Genomic DNA, 20,216 nt, shown 5'->3' on the forward strand with positions numbered 1-20,216 from the left:
GGACGGGCCGGAACGCGACCCTCTGCCGAAGAGGGGGCGGTCGCCTCCGGCTACTCGGCGACCGCCCGTCCAGGATCGGCCCGATACGGGTCGGCCTGCACCAGGCCCGAGGCGCCTCGCACCTTGGTGCCGGGCAGGATCTCGAAGCGCGGATCGAAATCCACCATCGTGGCGGCCAGCCGGGTCAGGATGCTCGCGTCGCCCTGAACCTGCGCCGTCCCGTCGGCGATCTGCGCCTCCAGGGTCTTGGCGCCGACCATCGTCTGCTCGAGATCCGACCGGTTGATGGTCAGGGTCAGATCGGGCTTCTCGGCCTGGAAGCCCGCGATGGTGGTCAACGTCGCGTTCTCCAGCTCGACGATGAACCGCTCGCCGTTGTCCGGCGTGATCAGGTTGATGGTGAAGCGCATCCCCTCCGCCTTCCGACTGTCCATGCGGATGCCGAGGAAGTTCAGGAACAGCTCGGTCGTCATCGCCCGCACCACGTCGGGACTGCTCGAACTTGCCGTCGCCCCTTCCGGGATGCCGGAACGAAGCTCGTAGGCGCCGGCCAGGAAGCTGTTGCGCAGGCCGGGGTTTTCCTGCTGGTAGCCGATCTGCTCGAAGATGTCGGCGAGTAGTTCCTTGGCGGCCTGGTTCTCCGGCTCGGCCTGGACCAGCTTGTTCAGGATCTCCTGGGCCAGCAGGTACTTGCCCGCGTCGTGCAGGCGTCTTCCCCGGGCGAGGATCGCCTCCGCGCCGCCCATCAAGTCGACGTAGAGGGGCGCGCTCTCGGACGGGGCCAGCGGGATCAGCGTCGCCGGGTTACAGTCCCAGAACCCGAGATAGCGCTGGATGACGCCCCTGCTGTTGTGCTCCGGCGACCCGTGATAGCCGCGGCAATGCCACGTCTGCTGCAGGCTCCGCGGCAGCTCGTAGACGGTGTGAATCTCGTTGATCGTCACACCCTGGTTCGCGAGGTGGAGCACGTGGTTGTTCATGTGGGCGTAGAGGTCGCGCTGCGCCCGCAGAACCTCCTGGATCCGCGCGTTGCCCCAGCGGGGCCAATGGTGGGAGGCGAACATCACCTCGGCCTCCAGGCCGAACCGGTGCAGCGCCTCGTTGATGTATTTCGACCAGTTGAGCGGGTCGCGCACCGGGGCGCCCCTCAGGGTGTAGATGTTGTGCAGGGACGCGATGACGTTCTCCGCCATCCAGAGCGCCTTCATGTCAGGGATGTAGGTGTTCATCTCCCGCGGCGCTTCGGTGTTCGGCGTATTCTGAAAGACCATCTGGACGCCGTCGACCTCGAAAATCTCGATTGGCTTCTCCACGGACCGCGTCGGGGCGATCAAACCGGTGGTGCCGGCCGAGACGCGCTGCCCCAGGCCCTGACCGACATAGCCGTGCGGCCCGGCCGGCAGGAGCAGCCCGTACTGGTAGAAGAGCCGCCGGTTCATGGCGTTGCCGGCGTAGACATTCTCCGCCACCGTGTGGGCGAGGAAGTCGGCCGGCGCGATCACCGGCACCGCGCCGGACCGCACATCCTCCTCCTTGAGGAGGCCGCGCACGCCGCCCCAATGGTCTCCGTGGGTGTGGGAGTAGATCACGGCCGAGATCGGCCGCCCCTCGCCCACATGATCCTGGAACAGCGTCCAGGCGGCGCGCGCGGTCTCCTGGCTGACGAGTGGATCGAACACGATCCACCCGGTCCGCCCCCGCACGAGGGTGAGATTCGAGAGGTCGAAACCCCGCACCTGATAGATCCCGGGAATGACCTCATAGAGCCCGTAATTGTTGTTGAGACGCGATATGCGCAGCAGCGACGGGTGAATGCTGTCGAATTCGTCCTGCTCCTCGAGGAAGCGGAACTGCTGCATGTCCCAGGCCACGTGGCTGCCATCGGCCAGGATGGTCATGTCGGCCATGGGGGCGATCAGCCCGCGTCTCTGCTCCTCGAAGTCCGTGTCGTCCGCGAAAGGCAGGCGCATCCGGGCCTGACGCAGCACCTCGCGCGTGAAAGCCGATGGCGGCTTGCCCTTCGGGCGGAAGTGCTTCGGCAAGGGAACTCCCGCCCGGGGCTCCGTGCCGTCTGCGGCACGCGCCTCAACCATGAGGCAGCCGGCCGCGGAGAACGCGGCTCCGACAGCTGGGAGGGTCTTGATGAAGGCGCGTCGCGTCGACATCGGTCAGCTCCATCCCGGAGGCGGTGGATTGCGGTGGAACGAACGGGCTGCGGAAGCCGCTGGGCCGCGACGGCCGCGGCCTGTCCCGCTCACGCGCGCCTCGCTAGCGCCAAGCACAGACCCGGCGTCCGCGCCGCCACCAGCAAACTCTGCGGCGGCGGCGGCGGCGCGGGACGACGACGACGGCCTGTGCCTTCTCGACGGGTGCGCCAGTGTTCGGATCACCGAGGGGCTCCACCCTGAGGAGCGCAGCCTCCAGGGCGCCCGGCGCCGCGATCAGGCCCGCGGCCGCCAGGGCCGCGGACGAGAAGCCGCCGAGCAAGGCGCGACGATGCATCGGTCCCATTGCCATTCTCCGCTTCGCAGTCTGATCAATGCGCTCTCACGTCGTTGGCCGTTGGACATCCCCGTGTCGGCCGCCGATCCTCATCGGGCCGCCGAGCCGATGCCGGGCGGTGCTACCGCCGGCGCGACAGGCGGCTTGCCGAAGAGGCCGATCCAGGCCCATGACAGCCCCGCCGCGATCAGGTCGCAGGATACGAAGAGGCCGATCGCCCACAGGCCCGAATAGGGCCATTGCGCGATGATGGCGGCGCCCAGAAGCATCGAGAGCAGGGCGAACAGGATCACCGTGGCGCGAGACATCTGCGTCTCATGGACGATGGCCCAGATCGCGCGCGCCACGCCCGAGGCGATAAGGGTCAGGCCGAGCACGAGCGTGAGCGCGAGCGACGCTTCGAGGGGACGGAAGACCGCCCAGAGCCCGCCGACGAGATAGAGCAGACCCGCGAGGAACCGAACGGCGCGGGAGCGCCAGACCTCGACCTCGGCGGGTTTGACGAGCGATTCGACGATCTCGGCGATGCCGGCCGCGATCAAGAGGATGCCATACCAGAGCGTACTGGCAATGGTGAGGGTCACCACCATGAACAGGCCCACGATGCCGAGGACCAGGAGCAAGCTGCCGACCGCGATGAACCATCCGCGGGCACGCCCCGTGTCGGCGTGCAGAGTGCCAAAGGTTGCCGTTCCGTTCATACGACACCTCCTGTAGATCACATCGATTTTTTTGGCTGTCTCATCTTAATCTAACAATCAGTAACTAAATTCCCGACCAATCCTGAGGCGCATTGATCCATGTCAAATGGGTTCGGAAGCGATCTCAGCGTAATTGACCTGACTGTCTGGCTTTGGACCGGGCTGGTTGAGAGGGTCATCCAGGATCAGAGGAGACGGACATGCGGCGAGGTCAGAAGACGCGCGCGGAGCGGGTCTTGCCGAAGTTGCGCCAGATCGAGGTGCAGACGGCACAGGGCAAGAGCATCGCCGTCGCCTGTAAGGAGGCGGATGTCTCCGAGCAGAGCCATTACCGCTGGCGCAAGGAGTACGGCGACCTGAAGGTCGATCAGGCCAAGAAGATGAAGGATCTCGAGCGCGAGAATGCTCGGTTGCGGCATCTCGTGGCGGATCTGTCTCTGAGGAAGCAAGTGCTGGCGGACGTCGCGGCGGGAAACTTGTAGCTCCCGAGCGACGCTGGCAGGCGGTCGACGGCATCAGGGAGAAGTACAGCCTTTCGGAGCGCCACGCCTGCCGTATCGTCGGGCGGCCCCCGGGGCCCCCCCCCCCCCCGCCCCCCCCGCCCCCCCCCCCGGGGGGCCCGCCCCCCCCCCCCAACCCCCCCGCTGGCGCCCCCCCCCGGCGTTAGGGGGGGCGGCCCCGGGGCCCCCGGCCCCCGGGGCCCCCGGGGCCCGCCCGACGAGGATGCACTGACCCGCGCAATCATCGCCCTGGCTTCCGAGTACGGGCGCTATGGCTACCGCCGCGTCACCGCGCTGCTGCAGGCGGCCGGCTGGCCCGTGGGCAAGGCCCGGGTCCAGCGCATCTGGCGTCGTGAGGGCCTCAAGGTCCCGCAAAAACACCGGCCGCGCAGTCGCCTGTGGCTCAACGATGGATCATGCGTGCGGCTGCGGCCGCTGCATCGCAATCATGTCTGGAGCTTCGACTTCGTCCAGGCACAGGCGCACGACGGGCGGAGCCTGCGTATCCTGACGCTGATCGACGCGCATAGTCGAGCCGGCCTGGCGCTGAAGGTCGCCCGGCGCATCAACAGCGTGGGCGTCATCGGGGCACTGGCCGACGCGATAGGCCTACACGGCATCCCGGAGCATATCCGCCCTCTGCCTCGTCGTCGACAATGGCCGGAATCTTGTTGTTCGGTGAGACCTTCAGGAACTCGGGGGCGAACTGCTCGTCCTTGCCGATGTTCACCGGCACCACAGTGTAGGGCAGTCCGCATTCCTCCAGCATGATCGGGATCTTGCGACCGTTCGGCGTCGACCATGTGTACAGCGTGATCATCGCACGCTCCTCACCTGACTGCATGGGTAGGAAATCCCGCCCCTATCGCAGGGTCGGCGATTCGCCAGGCTCCAGGTGGGGATCTCCACCATCGGGACCACCGAGGGAGACGTGATCGTTCAAGCGTCCTAAGTGTTCGAAGACGTGCTCGAACGCGTTCATTACGGCCTGCTCGAAGGAGCTATCGCCCTTCCCCTGAGCGTCCTTAAGGGCCCTGAGCAGGGCGCGGTGCTTCTCGGTATCGCTCGACATGTCATCCTCCCGACCGGCGTGAGCGCCGGCGCGCTAAGCCAATCTCTATGGTCAACCCCGGTTCCTGCGCATCACCGGCGACAGACCCACAGCGGACGGAGGCCCCCTCAGGATTGATGCGCTCAATGTCTGGCAACCAACATCGAGACAGCCATGGTGAGGGCTCAGCCCCCCGCGCCACCACGAGAACGTCTCATCAAAGCAGAGACGCGTTGGCATTCGGGCCCTCCTTCGACTACCGGGAACCGGGCGTTGCCGGCTCAATGGAGCCCCTGCCTACCAGCTTACCCGGGGATCGCTGCCGATGCTGAACCCAGTCCAGTCGGCCTTCCGCGCTGCCGTCGAGGGCGGTGTCGCTCTGGTGGCCGCCTGCAGCCGGCTGCGCCTGCCCAACACGCCGAACCCCTTTGTGGTCGGCGTTCACGAACCGATGCGAGAGGAACTGACGCTGCGGGACCTGCCTGTGACCGGGTCGATCCCGCCTGGGCTCGACGGCTTCTACCTCAAGATGGGGGCCAACCCCGTCCGCCCGGCGACGCGAGGCCACGACTGGTTCCTCGGTGATGGCATGGTGCACGGTCTTGCGGTCAAAGGCGGCAAGGCGCTTTGGTATCGCAACCGCTGGATCGGTTCGCGCACGGCCGCCGCGGCGCTTGGCCGGCCAGCGGCATCCGGACCGCGGCGGGGCGGCAACGACACCGTCAACACCAACGTCGTCGAGATCGGCGGCCGGATCTTCGCCGTGGTGGAGGCTGGCAGCTTCCCCGTCGAACTCTCCGAGACGCTGGAGGCGCAACGCTACAATCCGTTCGACGGCACGCTCGCCGGATCCTTCTCCGGACACCCGCACCGCGACCCGCTTACCGGCGAGACCCACGCGATCGCCTATGACGGCCGCGTCTGGGACAGCGTCCGCCATGTCGTCGTCGCGCCGACTGGGCAGGTCGTGCGGGACGTGCCGGTCGCGGTCGAGCACGGCCCCTGCATCCACGACTGCGCATTCACGGCGCGCTTCGCGATCGTGCTGGACCTGCCCGTGACGTTCTCGTTGCAGGCCCTGCTATCCGGTTACCGCTTCCCGTTCCGCTGGAAGCCCGACCACAGGGCCCGCGTGGGCCTACTCCCCCGGCAGGGCGACGGCGCCGACATCCTATGGTGCGACGTCGAGCCCTGTTTCGTGTTCCACGCCGCCAACGCCTACGACGACGCGGACGGGCGGGTGATCCTTGACGTGATCGCCTACGAGACGGTGTTCGCCTCGGCCGGGGGCGGGCTCGACACGCCGGGCCGGCTCGAACGCTGGACGATCGACCCTTCGACGAAGCGGGTCGAGCGGCGGGTGATTGACCCCGCGGCGCAGGAGTTCCCCCGCATCGATGAGCGGCTTTGCGGGCAGCGTCACCGCTACGTCTACACGGTCAGCGTCCCCGCCGACGGCAATACGCAACTCGCCGGTGCGACGCAGCTCTACAAGCACGACCTCAAGACCGGCGCGCGCCACGTGCACGAGTTCGGTGCCAGTCGCGTCCCGGGTGAGTTCGTCTTCGTGCCGGCCCGCGCCGGGGCCGGCGAGGACGAAGGCTGGCTCGTCGGGCTCGTCATCGACACAGCGAGCGACACGACGGACTTTGCCGTCCTCGACGCGCGATCGTTTGAGGCGCCGCCCGTCGCCACGGTTCGCCTCGGGCACCGGATCCCGCCGGGCTTCCACGGCAACTGGTTCCCGGCGCGCGACCCGGCTGGAAAAGCCGACTGTGGTGCCCTCGGGGATTGCACCGACGCGGGATCGTGAGGCGCACCTTGTAGCCATGGCTATCGGCGAACGGGATCCTGTACGAACCCTCTACCAGGACCGGCCGATCGCGGGCGCCTCACGCCGCGACGGTCCAGCCGGTCACTGCCGTCATGGGGTCGCAGGAGCCTCCCTCGGGCTTCAGGACGCGTACGTCGATGCGGGCGAACCCGGCACGCTGCAGATAAAGGCTGACGAGTTGTGCGTGTCCCACTTCGTCGAGGACGTTCCAGATGGCGACCGCCTTGGTCGGGAAGCAGCGGTTCGAGAAACTGATCACCGCCGGGGAGCCGGGGCGCATTACGCGAGCGATCTCGGACAGGACGGCCACGGGTCGCTGCAGGTACTGCACCGAGACGCAGATCAGAGCGGCGTCAACGCTCGCAGTGTCGAGGGGCAGGTGCGGCTCGGCATTGAGGTCCTGCACGAAATGCCGGGTCAGGCGCGGGTTTGCGGCGAGTTCCGCGGCATTGAGGCCGTGACCGATGACGCTGGCGTAGGCGACCTCATCCGGCAGGTGGCTGACCCAACTTGACATCAGGTCGAGGACGACACCGCCTGCAGGGACGATCGTCCTATACAAGCTCGTCACGGCAGCAATCGCAGCGGCATCGATATGGGTCACGAAGCGCGGCTCAGCGTAGAACAGCGGATCGGGATCACGATCGTGCTTCGCGAAAGCTTCCGGTGGCAGGCTCGGCAGGTCCTGAGTCATCGTTGGGCATGCCTCTGGGCCGAACACCGCGCTGAGCTCGACAGCTCGTGCCCGAACCGTGAATTGAGGACGAGTGTAGAAAGAACTCGGCGGACGCCTAGTGTAGGAGCCCAAAGTGCCGCATCTGTACGATGGCACAGACGTCGATCATCACAAAGCCGGGCGGCTTGGCGAATACCGCGTCGCAGCGCATCGGCTCCGTTTGCGGAATGCTCATTCCACCGCACCACAACTCAAATGATGGGAGGTGGCCGTAAGCCGTCTGGCCAGTTTCGGCCGCGGGATGCAAAAAACCGGACATCGCAGCAGTCTTGCTACCGCCCTAAAGGGATGAGCGTTTCGCCGACGCTTAAATAGCCGCCACGGTTTTCCGACAGGGCGGCTGACGTTTTGGCCGGCCCGACAAGCGTGTCCGGAGATCATCAGGAAAGCGGTCGTTTTTCGGACCTAGCTGCGATGGCGGCCCCGACACTGGAGAATGCCGCAGCGACCCTGTGCGCGTTGGACTGGATTTCTTTCTCTACTTTAGCGTCCGGACCTTTTCCTGGGCCGTTGATGTAGCCGCGGGGACCATGGCACGATGACCACTGTGGTCGGGCGTGGCTCAGTAAGGGGACGCGGTGCGTGCGCTGCGTCAGATAAGGACAACGTCCATGGCCACCCCCTTGAATGCTGCGCCGTCCCAAGATCCTCTAGCGGCAAAGCTCAGCGCCGCGGACGACCGCATCCTGTTGAACCACTGGCTCCCGCCGCAGGAGGGCATCGTTCCCCGGGTCCGGGTGGGGACGCGCTGGGTCAGCGTGCTGTGGGCGCTGCCGCTAAGCTTTGCCGGCCTTGTCCTCGCAGTCGCTTTGGCACAGGGGCTGCTGGAGTTCGCCGCCGTCAAGGCGTTCGTGGCGCGTTACCCCGGCATCGCCCAGGCCGCGCCGTCGGTGGACTCCGGCTTCCCGTGGTGGCTGCGGGCGCAGCACTTCCTGAACATGTTCTTCATGATGTTTATCATCCGCGCCGGCATCCAAATCTTGGCCGACCACCCGCGGCTGTACTGGAAGCGGGACTGCACGCCGGGAACGGAGTGGTTCCGCTTCCAGCGTCCGGTTCCAACCGGGCGCATCTGGACTGCCAAGGACGACTCGGTCACGCTCCCGAAGTGGCTGGGCATCCCGGGCCTGCGCCACACCATCGGGCTGGCCCGCTGGTGGCATTTCTCGGTCACCCTGCTGTGGACGCTGAACGGGATCGCCTTCTACACGCTGATATTCTCGACCGGCCAGTGGCTCCGCTTGGTGCCCGTAACGTGGGAGGTGTTCCCGAACGCGCTCTCAACCGCCATCCAGTATGCCTCGCTGAACTTTCCGGTTGACCACAGCTGGACACGCTACAACGCCCTGCAGCAGCTCTCCTATTTCATCACGGTGTTCGTGGCAGCGCCCGTGTCCATCGCCACGGGCCTGCTGCAAAGCCCGGCGATCTCCAACCGGCTCGGCTGGACCGGGCGCGTACTGAACCGGCAAGTGGCGCGGTCCATCCACTTCATCTCGTTCTCCTGGTTCGTGCTGTTCATCCTGGCGCACGGGATCATGGTGTTCGTGACCAGCCTGCGGGAGAACACCAACCACATGTTCGCCGGGGTGGAGAGCAGCTCGTGGGCCGGGCTGCTACCATTCCTTCTTGCCATGGCAGTGGTAGGGGTCGCCTGGGCCGTGGCGTCGCCACTGACGATCCGACACGCCCGCCTCGTGCAGCACACCGGCACGTTCATGATTGGCTGGATCAAGGGATTGGCCGAATGGTGGGACCCGCGCTCCCAGCTTTCGGAGAGAGACATCTCGCCGTACTTCTGGCTGAATGGGACCATGCCGCGCTCCGCGGAGTTCGACCGCCTCGTGGCTGACGGCTTCGAGCATTACAGGCTACGGGTCGGCGGCCTGGTCGAAAACCCGCGCGACTTCTCGCTTGCCGACCTGCAGGCCATGCCGAAGCAGGAGCAGATCACGACCCATTTCTGCATCCAAGGATGGTCCGGCGTCGCCAAGTGGGGCGGCGTCCCGATGCGCCACATTCTAGACTTGGTGAAGCCGGCTGCCGAGGCGCGCTACGCCGTGTTCTACTCGCTGGCCGACGGGGGCGACGGCGGCCGCTACTACGATGTGCATAAGTTGCACAATATGCGCCATGAACTGACCATACTGGCCCACGAGATGAACGGCCGGCCGGTCAGCGTGCTGCACGGGGCGCCGTTGCGCCTGAGATGCGAGAACGAGCTGGGCTTCAAGATGGTCAAATGGATCGCGGCGATCGAGTTCGTGCACGACTTCGCCAACCTTGGCGCCGGGGAAGGCGGGTACAACGAGGACCACGAGTTCTACGGCTACCGTATGCCGATTTGACGCGCAGCCTGGGTGTGGCGCGATACACACACGAAGAGGGCCGGGATGTTTGCCGAGCGGATGCTGCTCAGGGCATGCGAGCGACTGGTTACGATTGACGGGGCGGCCACCGTCAAGGACACGGCCGCGCTTATGGCCAAGCCGCATACAGACCTCGTTGTCGTGTGCGGCCAGGATGGCGGGATGGTGGGCGTGCTCACGAAAACCGATATCGTCGGGCAGATCACCCGGTGCATCGGAAGCGGCTGCACCGCCAGGGTGGACGCAATGATGACGCGGGACGTGGTGTCCTGCCAGCCCGGCGAGCTGTTGCAGAATATCTGGTCGATGATGAAGGCGCGCGGCCTTCAGCGTATCGCGGTCATTAGTCAGGGCGGGAAGCCGGTTGGGATCATCTATGCACGGGATGCCCTACAGGGCCTGCTGGGCGAGGTGGAGAGCGACGAGGCCCTGCTCCGCGACTACGTGATGAACGTGGGGTACCGGTGACCGAGGTGGAATGGCCCATTCCAGCAGGATACGTGGTGACCCGCCGGACACCAGTGTTTACGCATGACACGGTGCCACCCGCCCTTTTGAGTGCGCACGAAACTAAGGGCGGCGCATGGGCCGTAATTCATGTTCTCGAAGGCAAGCTGCGCTACCGCATCGAAACGCCACCATCGGAAAGCATCCTGGAGCCAGGCCAGCCCGGCGTGATCGAGCCACAGGTCCGGCACCATGTCGAGCCAATTGGGCCGGTGCGCTTCTACCTGGAGTTCCACTGCGCCCCGTAGCGCCTCGGTGGCCGATGCGTCGCGGCTCTCGAGCATGATGCGCAACCTCGGCGGCTCGATCGGCATCGCCATGCTCTCGACGATGATCGATCGGCGCGGCCACACGCACTTCTCAGTTCTGGCGGAGGTGATCACCCAAAACGCGACCCGCACGCAGGAGCGGGCTGGCCGCGTTGGCGGCCGTGATGCACGCCTACATCGCCGATCCGGCGGCAAGGTGCAGCCCTGGCCTCCTTGCAAGCCAAGTGCGGTGCGAGGCGTACGTAACGGCCTATGCGGGAAGCTTCCGGCTCGTGGCGTCAGCCACATCCTCAGCTTCGGTATCGTGGCGATCCTGAAGAAGAGGCAGCGGGCAGCCGGACCGATCGCAGCCCATTGAGGACGGCCAGCTCCTTCACACAGGTCATTGCGATGGGTTTGGGGAGAACGGGTTGGGCTCCATAACACTCAGACAGCGAAGGTCCGCTTCGAGGTGGTTCCGTAAGAGCGCCTGATCGTGTCCCACAGCGTGGTGTAGCTTTCTGGGAGCCACCACGATCACTGGCCGGGGGCGGATCGATCAGGCTGCCAGGGTGGGCAGGCTGACGCGGGGATCATCGCCGATCGGGGCGATGCTTTCCAGGGTGATGTAGCCGGACCGCTGGACGGCCCATTCGTTATTCTGCTCCAACAGGAGCGCGCCGACGATACGGCCGTTTTGGCGCACCTTCACGTAGGTCGCGTCGATCCAGAGATACGGCCATTCCCCCCTCGATCGGCCGGTCGAGGAACGCGCCGACCCGTTCATCGATCTCCTGGCACAGACGGCTGACCTGGCTCTTCGACACGCCCGTGCCACCCATCGAGGGGCCCATCGCGGCCTGCCGCTATGGGGCCCTTCCTGGACGAGGGCATCGCCCGAGCGGGTCCGAGATGCCCGGGATGTCGGCCTCCTGGATCACCGCGGTGAGCGCCTTCTCGGCCATCCGGCGCGGCTCCAGGAAGACAGGGAAGTACGAGCCCTTGCGCAGCTTCGGCATGCGCAGCGCGACCGTACCCGCCCGCGTCTGCCAGTCCCGGTCAGGGTAGCCGTTGCGCTGGACCAGCCGCTCGGCGCTCTTCTCGCCGTGGGCCGCGCCGGTCAAGCCGCCCACCTCCAGCTCCATCAGCCGCTCGGCCGCAAAGCCGATCAGCTCGCGCAGGACATCCGTGTCGGCGCACTTCTCCAGCAGCCCGCGCAGGGCCATCATCTCGTCGGTCATCGGGGGGCTCTCGGTTCAGGGTTGGCTGTCGCAACCCGCCCCTACCCGGCAACCGCCGATGACCACCCCGCGAGGAAGCCCGCCCGCTACAGCGCGGGGGAGAGCGCCCGGGCGGGCTTCCTCGCTACCGTCGAGCTGAACCACCAGCAGAGACACGACCGCCAGACCCTCTCTTTTGCCGTGCCATCGATGTCGCCTGAACGGCCGCGAAGGTGCGATGCGGCTGGATCTGGCCGGAACCCGCAGGTCCGCTTCGGAAAAGGTCGGCCGGAAAGGCGGACCAGCCCTTACCGACCCATGCCAGCCGCTTGGACCGTCTTCGACGCTTCTCCAAAGCGGCCGATCGTCAGCCGTCCGGCAACTTCAGCTCGGGGTCGGAAGCTGTCGTCCGATAATCGCGGACCAAACGTCCGGATCGAGAGTTGGAGCGGACGATCCAGTCATTCGACCAGTCTTCAAAATTCAAGAGCGTCCTACAACGCTACTGATGGAAACATCTCCGCTTAATTGAAGGCCTCTCTCAAGAACGTAAATTGCGGAAGTAAAAGATCAAATTTATTTCTCTATGATGGCCAATTTCGTCTCGACGAATTTCTCGGGCAATTTCTCTCTTGAGGTGAATTCTTTATAAGCCTGCATTGCGCCGTCATACGCCGATCCAACACTCTCAACCCACATATGCTTTTTCTTTGTCCAGCAGTCATCCACAACAATTATTCCGCCAGCCGAAATGCGCGGGTATATCTTTTCCAAACCAATCTTAACCGGCTCATAAAGGTCAACGTCTATCAAACAAAAGGCGATCTTTGATGGCAGCTTCGACTCATCAATAGTACAGATATCTGCTTGCACGACGTTTATGTCTGTAATATTTCTTCTGCTAAGACTTTCTTTAAACCAATCTACATTGTTGTTCTTATATTCCCTTTCATAATTATAAATTTTCATGCGTTTATTTAATTCCACAGAAATATTGGCTTCCGTAAATCCGGAGAATGTATCGAAGCAGTTGTAGGATTTTTCTATCCCAGAGTCTTTCATGTACTCATACAAGAACGTCGTTGTCAGTCCATGAGCACATCCTACTTCAACCACATCTCCTTCGATCGAAGATGTGCGCTCAATGCAACTTGCAAGATAACATAGTTGTCGCGGAAAATATTCGAATTGATATCGGGGATACCAAAACTTGCGCAGATAACCGCGGTTCATCATTGCCTCATAAGCCATTCTCTGAAATCTGCTTAACATCCGTATATTCTCCTAAATTAAAGTATGAATACAATTTAGAACACAATTATGACTCAGAATAAGCAATTTCAAGGGTTCCGTGGAGTGATCGAATGGCTAGTCGCTCGGGCGCTTAAAATTCGCGGAAGTCTCGATCAAAATTCACGGCCAAACGGCGGATTCCCCTCAACTCCGGACATTGCGAGATGCAAGCTCAAACATCCGAGAGGGGTCGATTGCGGAAGGCGGCACGCCGCCCTTCGCGGACGTTCCGCATTGCGCCTATCCTGGCCATTCGGCAGACTTCGGCTGCATCGCCGAAGCAGACATGGCCAAGGCGGGCGTTCGAAGATGATCCACGTCTCAACGCGGGGCCGATGATGGGAGCGCCGTCGTCTCGACGCGGCTGAGGAAGTCGCGTGTGAGCCGGGCAATCTCATCCGTCGCCTCGTCCAACGCGAAATGGCCGGCATCGAGGATATGCAGCTCGGCCTTCGGCACGTCGCGCAGGTAGGCCTCGGCGCCTGGCACAATGAAGGATGGGTCATAGCGGCCCCACAGCACGAGCGTCGGAAGCTGATGCTCCTGCATCCAGGCTTGCCAGGCCGGGTAGGACGCAACGTTCGTGCGGTAGTCGTAGAGGAGTGCCGCCTGGATCTCCCGCTCGCCTGGTCGCGCCAGGATAGCGTACTCGTCAGCCCAGGTGTCCGGGTTGTAGCGCTCGGGGTTGGGGCTGGTGCCGAGGTGGCGCTGCTTGGCCCCTTCGAGCGACGTGAATGCGTCGACCTGCTCGGGATGGGCTGCGGGATCAGCCCAGTACCGGGCGATGCCCTGCCACTTGGCACCGAGGCCTTCCGCATAGGCGTTGGCGTTCTGAACGATGAGCGCGCTGACCTGCTCAGGATGAGCCAGCGCCATGCGAAAACCCACGGGCCCGCCGTAATCCTGCAGGAAGAGCGTGTAACGCTCTATGCCGAGGTGGGCGACCAACCTCTCCATCGTCACAGCAAGGTTGTCGAAGGTGTAGGTGTACTGCGCCAGCGACGGCGCATCGCTCTGGCCGAAGCCGGGGTAGTCGGGCGCAATCAAGTGATAGCGGTCGGCGAGCAGCGGTAGCAGCGGGTCCCACTGCCGGGACGACGACGGATAGCCGTGCAGCAGCAGGATCGTGGGCGCATCACGCGGCCCCGCCTCGCGGTAGACGATGCCAACACCGTTTACCTCGACCCGATGGTAAGTCGTCGTGGCCTGGGTGGAGGGAAGTGGCTGCGGCGTTCCTTGTCCAAGCGCCAGGGCCGTTGCGGCGGCTAGGACTGTCTGGGTCGGCATAACTCATCTCCTCCGGGGGGAGAGATAGGGCATTCTCGCTGGACAGGCCGCAACGACCACTTTCCACCGGACCCAGTCGTAGTGCTCTTTTTCATCAAGTGCTTCGAAGCGGACCTTCCGACCTTCTGCAATGGGTCGTGAGCGGTCCCCGCGGCTATGTACGCTTCGATACATCCGCCGTCCGGAAGCGGACGGGCAGAAAACCATCCGACCGAGACGCTCGCGAGGCCGTCGGCAACAGCAGGATTGGCCGAAAGTCGCCGGTCAGCTTCGGACAACGTGAGACGATGGAGCGGACAAGCCGCTTCCGGGCGGGAGGACCGTACCGGCCTGGACTGCGCGCTGCGGGTTTAACGAGCCGCGTTCCGCTCACAGGAGGCCGAGGTTCGTCGGACGCACCTGCGCGAAGACGCGTCCGAGGCTCGCAGGACTGAGACCATAGAGCCGGCTGAACAGATCGGCGAGCATCGCTCGGTAGTCGGTCAGTATCGGGTAGTCGCGGTTCTGGAACAGGCTCGTCTCGCCCACGCGGACCTGCGGCCCAGCGATTCGGCCGCCTTTCAGCCCGCCGCCCAGCACCCAGTAGACACTGCCGTGGCCATGATCCGTGCCGCGATTACCGTTCTCCCGGAAGGTGCGGCCGAACTCCGAGAGCACCACCGCCACCGTGTTGTCCCAGCCCGGGCCGACCTCCTGCGCGAAGCCAGCGAGCCCGCGTCCTAGCTCGCCCAGGCGATCAGCGAGGTAGCCGCTCGCCGCGCCCTGGTTCACGTGCGTGTCCCAGCCGCCGACATCGACGAAGCCGAGGTTGAACCCGTCGCGCATCAGCCGGCCGATGCGGCGGGCCGACAACTCGAACCCCTTCGGCGAGACCGCGCCGCGGTCGGCCTGGGCCTGATGGTCCGAGATCGTGTGGTAGACCTCGTCGCGCACGCGGAAACCTTCCTCGACGGAAGGCCGCAGGACGCTGTCCCGGTACATGGCAGTGATCAGTCGCGCCTGTCGCTCGTCGATGCCGGGCTTGCCGATGCCGTTGATGGCGACATTCGGCACCGTCTCGGTGCCCCGGAACACCAGCGGCATCTGCTCGGTGAAGCTGACCGGACGCGCCCGGGTCAGCTCAGCGGCCAGCCGGCCCATGAAGCCCGAGTTGTAGTCGCGGACGCCGCCGACGCCCTGGCCGAGCTCGATCGTGTCCTGCGTCTCGAAGTGGCTGCGCGTCAGATCGTCGGTGCCCGCGAACGGGACGAAGGCGACCTGTCCTTTGGCGAAGAGCGGTAGGATCGTGTCGCGTAGGACCGGGTGCAGGCCCCAGTCCGCGTCGAGAAAAAGGGCGGCGGCCGGGTCCTGCGGGTTCGGGCGTGCCACCGCCAAACGGGGCCGCGCCTGATAGTAGAAATCGCTGCCGGTCGGGATCACCACGTTGGCCGCGTCGTAGGCACCGCGCAGGAAAATCACGAGCAGGCGGGCATCCGCCTGCGGCGCGGCCCACACCCGGCCCGCGATGGTTGAGAGGCCGAGCGCCGTGCCGGCCCGCAAAAGGTAGCGACGATCCATGGGATCTGTCCTCAGCGCATGAAGTCGGGAGATGACAGGAACAGGGTATTCCAGTCCTGGGGCGACACCGCGCGGGCGAGCGCCGCGCGGGTCGGCTCGCTCAAGCTGGCGGCGAGGGTCGAGAAGTAGAGACCGTTCTGCAGGAGCGGGAAAGCCGGTTCCTCGACCGTGTCCGGCCCCGGGGGCTAAAACAGCCCGGCCGGGCCGGACCCGATCTGCCGCGCGACCTCGAAGCGCGTGATCATCTGGCCGGGCCCCGACCAGGCGGCGGACAGGAGCGGGTAGCCGTCCGGCGTCGAACGGTTGAACAGGGCCTCGCCGAGGCGGTTCAGCCAGCTCTGAACCGGCCCGGTGTTGAGGATCACCCGCTCGTCGTAGGCGAGGCGCAGGGCCGACAGCACGTAGCGAACCGGATCCTTGATCTGCGAGCCGATCGCGGCGGTGAAGTCCGGCGCGCGAACCAGGGCCTCCGTCACCGCCGCGATGTCGCCGTCGCTGCGCGCGAACACGCCGGCGAGATGCTGCACCAGGGCCTCGGGTGGCTCAGTCCCCATGAAGTAGGTCGCGAGGGCGCGCGACACGTGACGGGCCGTGGCGGGCTGACGGCAGAGGAGGTCGAGCGCCTCCTCGACCTCCGCGAAGCCGCGGCCGCGGATCGTGTGACCGAGGAAGAGCTTGTCGCCGTAATCGTGCCGGTTCGGGTTGAAGATGAACAATCCGTCCCTGACGAGGTCGGCCTGTCGCTCTGGCTTCAGCTTCGGGGCCGCGGGCTGCGCGTCGATGCCGACGCCGGTGAGGATGCGGGCAAGCGCCTCGACGTCGGCCTGGGTGTAGCCGGAGCCCACACCCATCGTGTGCAGCTCCATGATCTCGCGGGCATAGTTCTCGTTGATGTGGCCGGCCGTGTTCTCGGCGTTGTCGAGGTAGCGCAGCATCGCCGGGTGGCGCAACGTTGCGGCGAGGAGATCGCGGAAGCGGCCGAGCGCGTGCGGGCGGATAGCCGTGTCGACGTAATCGCCGACCAGTGCTCGCAGGTTCGCCTTGCCTTGATGAACGTTGAAGCGGTTGAACCAGAACCAAGTCAGGCGCTCGCGCAGCTGATCGGGGCTGTAGAGCGCGCGCAGCACCGTCGCGGCGACGGCGTCGCGGGCGGCGGCGGTGAGCGCGGCCTGATAGACCTGCTGGGCCGCATTCTTCGTCTCCGGACCAAGCTCCGCTCTGGCCGCCTTCGCCTGCGCTTCGAAGGCCCGTACGCGCTCGATGAGTGTTCCGCGCGGTGCCAGGGCGGCGAGCTGCGCCGCGGCCGCCGGAGGCAAGCGGGGCTCATCGTGCGGATGGAGCTGGTCCTTGAGCCAACGCTCGCGCCCCTGGCTGTGCAGCGCCTCGACGCTCGACGGACTTGCGCCCCAGGTCAGTGCGTCGAGAAACGCCACGTCCGCCGCCGGCGCCTTGACCTGAGTGGCGGCTGCGATCTGGGCCGGGACGAGCGAGCCGGCCGCCAGGATGGTCCCACGCAGGATCTTCTTGACCACCCCTCTCGGCCTCGCCATCGGCATCGCAATCTCCCGGACTGGGGAAATCTCGGCCGCGATCTCGTCCGATCTGCGGCTGATCTCACCGGGATGGCAGTCCTCCCGCAAACTTGATCGTGTCGGCTCTGCCGCTTCTCACCGTAGCAGGGCCGGAGGAGCGCCTACGACGGGTCGGGCCTGACAAGCGCCGTCCTGAGAGGATGACCGCTCCGGTACGGGGCGGCGTGGTATTCGGCCTTCCACCGGCTTCGGGTCGAGACAGCATCCGAGGGCGTCGATCGGGGCACCGCCCTCGCTTGATGCCGCTTCATCGCCTACCACCCATCGCCATAGTAGTAGTTGTGGTGGTGGTGGTGGTGATGATGGTGATGATAGAATGGGCCCCAATAGGCGTGATGATGGTGATGATGATGGTAGAAACGCCGCCAATAGCCGTGATGATGGTGGTGATGGTGATGGTGGTAGTAGAACTGCGCCTTCTGGACCAAGCCCTCTTTCCGAGCCTCCGCCGCACGGGCATCCGCAGCCTTGAGCAGTTCGACCGCGTTCGGGATCGGTTTGACCAGATCGGCGTAGGACGAGACCTGCATCACGGAATCCAGGTTCGCGGGGGCTGAGACTGCGGCCTGAGCCGGCCCAGCCGCAGCCAGGGCTGTCACGGCACCGACCACGCCTGCGATTGTCTTATCCATCGAAACCTCCTTGCCGGGACCTGACTGGAAGCCGCAAATACGGCCGCCTCAGAATGCTGTCCGAACGCTTCGATGGCGTCCGCCCCTCAACCCAGCGTGTCGCAGCCTAAGCACCCGTTTCTGTCGGAAGGCTGAATGGCGGCGCAGACCTCACGTCGTCTGAAGACAACTCGATAGCTTGGCGGTAATAGCGGAATCACACTTCGGCGATCCTTGGATTTGCCGCATCCCATGTCCCCCGATCGTCGTACCTTCCTCTGGCTGGCGGCCCGCTCACGCGCATGGTCCCCGATTCTAGACTTGATGCGCCCTGTGCCTGCACAATGCCCGTCTTCGGAGTCAAGCGCGTCCGGATCGGTGGCTGAAATGCGCCGACGAGGCTGCATGGGCAGCCCACCGATGTCACTCAGCCATGGCCCGACGCCAGGCCATCGTCGCGGCCCAGATCTGACCGGCCGCCTTTGAACCGGGCTGATTGAGAGGATCGGCCAGGACCAGAGGAGTCGGAGATGGAGCGAGGACAGCAGCCGAGCGCGGAGCAGGTGGTGCTGATGCTGCGCCAGATCGAGGCGCAGACGGCATAGGGCAAGAGCTTGGCCCTGGCCTGCAAGGAGGCGGACGTATCCATGCAATTCCATGACCGCTGGCGTCAGGAGTACGGCGGACTGATGGTCGATCGGACGCGCCGGATGAAGGATCTTGAGCGTGGGAACACTCGGTTGCGTCGGCTCGTGGCGGATCTGTCTCTGGTGAGTCAGGTGCTGAAGGATGTTGCCTCGGGAAACGCACAGCCCCCGAGCGACGCCGGCAGGCGGCGATCGGCATCCAGGAGAAGTATGGCCTCTCGGAACGTCACCCCTCTCGGATCGTCGGCCAGCATCGCGGCACGCAGCGCACCGTGCCAACGGTGCCGGCCAACGAGGATGCATTGACCCGTGTCATCGTGGCCCTGGCGTCTGAGTATGGGCGCTTCGGCTACCGCCGCGTCGCCGCGCTGCTGCAGGCAGTCGGCTCGTCCATGGGCAGAGTCCGGGTTCGGCGCATCTGGCTTCGCGAGGGGCTGACGGTCCCGCAGCAGCATCGGCCGCGCAGCCGGCTGTGGCTCAACGACGGATTGTGCGTGCGTTTGCGACCGCTCCATCGCTACCAGGTCTAGAGGGCCAGGAGGGTATTCAGCACGCGGTGCACTCCATAACGGAGTGCGCTTGGCGGTCCGCCACCGCCAATGCCGAAGGACACGCGCCGAACGCGGCAGCAGTGTGATGCGGGGGCCCGCTTCTCCTGTGGATGGTATGCGATCTCCTCTTGGCGCATTCGGAGCGGAGACTCAGCACAGGCAGCTGGTGAGCTTCACCATTCCCAAGGCGGATCCGCCCAACCTGTTCACCGCCGCCGGCATACCCGTCGATGCCGAGGCCGTGCAGCCCAAGCGCAAGCGCGCCAGCAGGCCCAGGAAGCCCACACCGGCGGAGAATGCGGAAGCGGACCGCGTGATGGGCGGCCGCGGCCTACGGGGCCCGCTGAGCCCCGGGCAGCGCAGCAGGGTGGGGACCGGCCGCGAGATCTGAGCCTCACGCCCGTGCTGCCCTTCGCACTGGCTCGCAACGCCAACGTGGTCGCAGAGGTGATCGAAAGACTTCCGCAAGGCTATGCGCCGGACCTCGACAGGAGGAGCGATCTCGAAGTGATGCTTGGACAGGGCTGCCGGGATGGTTCCCCGGAGCCTTAACCAGCCTCGCAGGTCAATAGCCGCCGTAGAACCGGCGCGGGCCGTCGTAGCCCCCATAATAGCCGCCGGGGCCGCGCTCGTAGCCGCCACCGTATCCGTAGCCTGGGCGACCGCCATATGGGCCGCGGGGGCCGCCATAGCCCCATCCCCGGTAGTTAGGGCGGCAATGCCCCCACGGATTCGGGTGGAAGCCAGGACCGCAACCACCGGCCACGCGCTCGATCAGCATCTCGCCGGCAGGCGGCTCATAACCGAGCGGACCGGCGTTCGCTGCCGTGGCGGTGGAGAGGCCCACTGCGAGCACCGCGGTCATCCCGAGTACCTTGAAGCGCACCATGACACGACCCTTTGAAACCATCGGCATGAGCTTGCCGGACCGGATTTGGCGAGGATGCAACCGGCGTCCTGAACCACTTCTGGTCCGCTCGTTCATCGATCCGATGGCTGATGGGCGGGAG

General features: G+C 65.2%; 17 protein-coding genes and 5 pseudogenes. 8 read left to right on the forward strand and 14 right to left on the reverse strand.

The features are described from left to right. Positions 1-50 precede the first annotated feature (50 nt). From Q8W67_RS07195 to Q8W67_RS07205, 3 genes are all read right to left on the reverse strand, one after another. Positions 51-2,165 carry an alkyl/aryl-sulfatase gene (locus Q8W67_RS07195; RefSeq protein WP_305542920.1) on the reverse strand — a complete coding sequence of 705 codons (2,115 nt, stop codon included), beginning with the start codon at positions 2,163-2,165 and terminating at the stop codon, positions 51-53. 103 nt (positions 2,166-2,268) lie between these two features. After that, the gene (locus Q8W67_RS07200; protein WP_305542921.1) at positions 2,269-2,511 is read right to left on the reverse strand and encodes a hypothetical protein; all 243 of its coding nucleotides are present in this window, start codon (positions 2,509-2,511) and stop codon (positions 2,269-2,271) included. Between the two features lie 80 nt (positions 2,512-2,591). Further along, positions 2,592-3,203, reverse strand: coding sequence for an HdeD family acid-resistance protein (locus tag Q8W67_RS07205; protein ID WP_305542923.1), 612 nt, complete (start codon positions 3,201-3,203; stop codon positions 2,592-2,594). Positions 3,204-3,403: 200 nt separating this feature from the next. Between Q8W67_RS07205 and Q8W67_RS26780 the strand changes: the two are divergent. Beyond that, positions 3,404-4,339: pseudogene (locus tag Q8W67_RS26780) on the forward strand (IS3 family transposase); the annotation flags it as partial. Here the strand turns inward: Q8W67_RS26780 and Q8W67_RS07220 are convergent. Next, a pseudogene (locus tag Q8W67_RS07220) lies at positions 4,335-4,523 on the reverse strand (glutathione S-transferase N-terminal domain-containing protein); the annotation flags it as partial. The pseudogenes Q8W67_RS26780 and Q8W67_RS07220 overlap by 5 nt on opposite strands. 42 nt (positions 4,524-4,565) lie before the next feature. Further along, entirely contained in the window at positions 4,566-4,775 is a 210-nt protein-coding gene (locus Q8W67_RS07225; protein WP_305542925.1) for a hypothetical protein, read from the reverse strand. Positions 4,776-5,079: 304 nt separating this feature from the next. Between Q8W67_RS07225 and Q8W67_RS07230 the strand changes: the two genes are divergently transcribed. Further along, on the forward strand, positions 5,080-6,567 hold the full coding sequence (locus tag Q8W67_RS07230; protein ID WP_305542926.1) for a carotenoid oxygenase family protein: 1,488 nt from the start codon (positions 5,080-5,082) through the stop codon (positions 6,565-6,567). 79 nt (positions 6,568-6,646) lie between these two features. On the opposite strand, the gene Q8W67_RS07235 is transcribed toward Q8W67_RS07230, so the two are convergent. Next, entirely contained in the window at positions 6,647-7,282 is a 636-nt protein-coding gene (locus tag Q8W67_RS07235; RefSeq protein WP_305542928.1) for a class I SAM-dependent methyltransferase, read from the reverse strand. A 653-nt stretch (positions 7,283-7,935) separates the two neighbouring features. Between Q8W67_RS07235 and Q8W67_RS07240 the strand changes: the two genes are divergently transcribed. The 4 genes from Q8W67_RS07240 to Q8W67_RS07255 are packed head-to-tail and all read left to right on the forward strand — an operon-like array spanning position 7,936 to position 10,827. After that, positions 7,936-9,672, forward strand: a complete 1,737-nt coding sequence (locus Q8W67_RS07240) for a molybdopterin-dependent oxidoreductase (protein ID WP_305542930.1) — start codon at positions 7,936-7,938, stop codon at positions 9,670-9,672. Between the two features lie 45 nt (positions 9,673-9,717). After that, positions 9,718-10,161 (forward strand): CBS domain-containing protein, encoded by a 444-nt coding sequence (locus tag Q8W67_RS07245; RefSeq protein WP_305542932.1) that lies wholly within the window; start codon positions 9,718-9,720, stop codon positions 10,159-10,161. After that, positions 10,158-10,448, forward strand: coding sequence for a DUF1971 domain-containing protein (locus Q8W67_RS07250; RefSeq protein WP_305542934.1), 291 nt, complete (start codon positions 10,158-10,160; stop codon positions 10,446-10,448). The genes Q8W67_RS07245 and Q8W67_RS07250 overlap by 4 nt, the downstream gene beginning before the upstream one ends. Before the next feature lie 34 nt (positions 10,449-10,482). Further along, positions 10,483-10,827 carry a hypothetical protein gene (locus Q8W67_RS07255; protein ID WP_305542937.1) on the forward strand — a complete coding sequence of 115 codons (345 nt, stop codon included), beginning with the start codon at positions 10,483-10,485 and terminating at the stop codon, positions 10,825-10,827. 180 nt (positions 10,828-11,007) lie between these two features. Here the strand turns inward: Q8W67_RS07255 and Q8W67_RS26785 are convergent, their stop codons facing one another. From Q8W67_RS26785 to Q8W67_RS07285, 7 genes and pseudogenes are all read right to left on the reverse strand, one after another. Then, the gene (locus Q8W67_RS26785; RefSeq protein WP_370693834.1) at positions 11,008-11,235 is read right to left on the reverse strand and encodes a hypothetical protein; all 228 of its coding nucleotides are present in this window, start codon (positions 11,233-11,235) and stop codon (positions 11,008-11,010) included. 1 nt (position 11,236) lies between these two features. Further along, positions 11,237-11,689, reverse strand: a pseudogene (locus Q8W67_RS07260) (transposase); the annotation flags it as partial. Positions 11,690-12,244: 555 nt separating this feature from the next. After that, positions 12,245-12,919: a TylF/MycF/NovP-related O-methyltransferase gene (locus tag Q8W67_RS07265; RefSeq protein ID WP_305542940.1), complete on the reverse strand. Its 675-nt coding sequence runs from the start codon at positions 12,917-12,919 to the stop codon at positions 12,245-12,247. Between the two features lie 363 nt (positions 12,920-13,282). Then, a complete protein-coding gene (locus Q8W67_RS07270) occupies positions 13,283-14,248 on the reverse strand; it encodes an alpha/beta fold hydrolase (protein WP_305542942.1) in 966 nt (321 codons plus the stop codon). A 369-nt stretch (positions 14,249-14,617) separates the two neighbouring features. Beyond that, positions 14,618-15,805 carry a DUF1501 domain-containing protein gene (locus Q8W67_RS07275; protein WP_305542944.1) on the reverse strand — a complete coding sequence of 396 codons (1,188 nt, stop codon included), beginning with the start codon at positions 15,803-15,805 and terminating at the stop codon, positions 14,618-14,620. A gap of 11 nt (positions 15,806-15,816) precedes the next feature. Beyond that, a pseudogene (locus Q8W67_RS07280) lies at positions 15,817-17,355 on the reverse strand (DUF1800 domain-containing protein). 296 nt (positions 17,356-17,651) lie between these two features. Next, positions 17,652-18,029, reverse strand: coding sequence for a hypothetical protein (locus Q8W67_RS07285; RefSeq protein ID WP_305542947.1), 378 nt, complete (start codon positions 18,027-18,029; stop codon positions 17,652-17,654). A 509-nt stretch (positions 18,030-18,538) separates the two neighbouring features. Here Q8W67_RS07285 and Q8W67_RS07290 point away from each other — a divergent pair. Together Q8W67_RS07290 and Q8W67_RS07295 are read left to right on the forward strand one after the other, a co-directional pair. Beyond that, positions 18,539-19,182, forward strand: a pseudogene (locus Q8W67_RS07290) (IS3 family transposase); the annotation flags it as partial. A gap of 190 nt (positions 19,183-19,372) precedes the next feature. Then, positions 19,373-19,597 carry a hypothetical protein gene (locus Q8W67_RS07295; RefSeq protein ID WP_305542951.1) on the forward strand — a complete coding sequence of 75 codons (225 nt, stop codon included), beginning with the start codon at positions 19,373-19,375 and terminating at the stop codon, positions 19,595-19,597. Between the two features lie 174 nt (positions 19,598-19,771). On the opposite strand, the gene Q8W67_RS07300 is transcribed toward Q8W67_RS07295, so the two are convergent. After that, on the reverse strand, positions 19,772-20,095 hold the full coding sequence (locus Q8W67_RS07300) for a GCG_CRPN prefix-to-repeats domain-containing protein (protein WP_305542954.1): 324 nt from the start codon (positions 20,093-20,095) through the stop codon (positions 19,772-19,774). Between the last annotated feature and the right edge of the window lie 121 nt (positions 20,096-20,216).

The organism is Methylobacterium sp. NEAU K (assembly GCF_030700285.1).
In the GTDB taxonomy this organism is placed as follows: domain Bacteria; phylum Pseudomonadota; class Alphaproteobacteria; order Rhizobiales; family Beijerinckiaceae; genus Methylobacterium.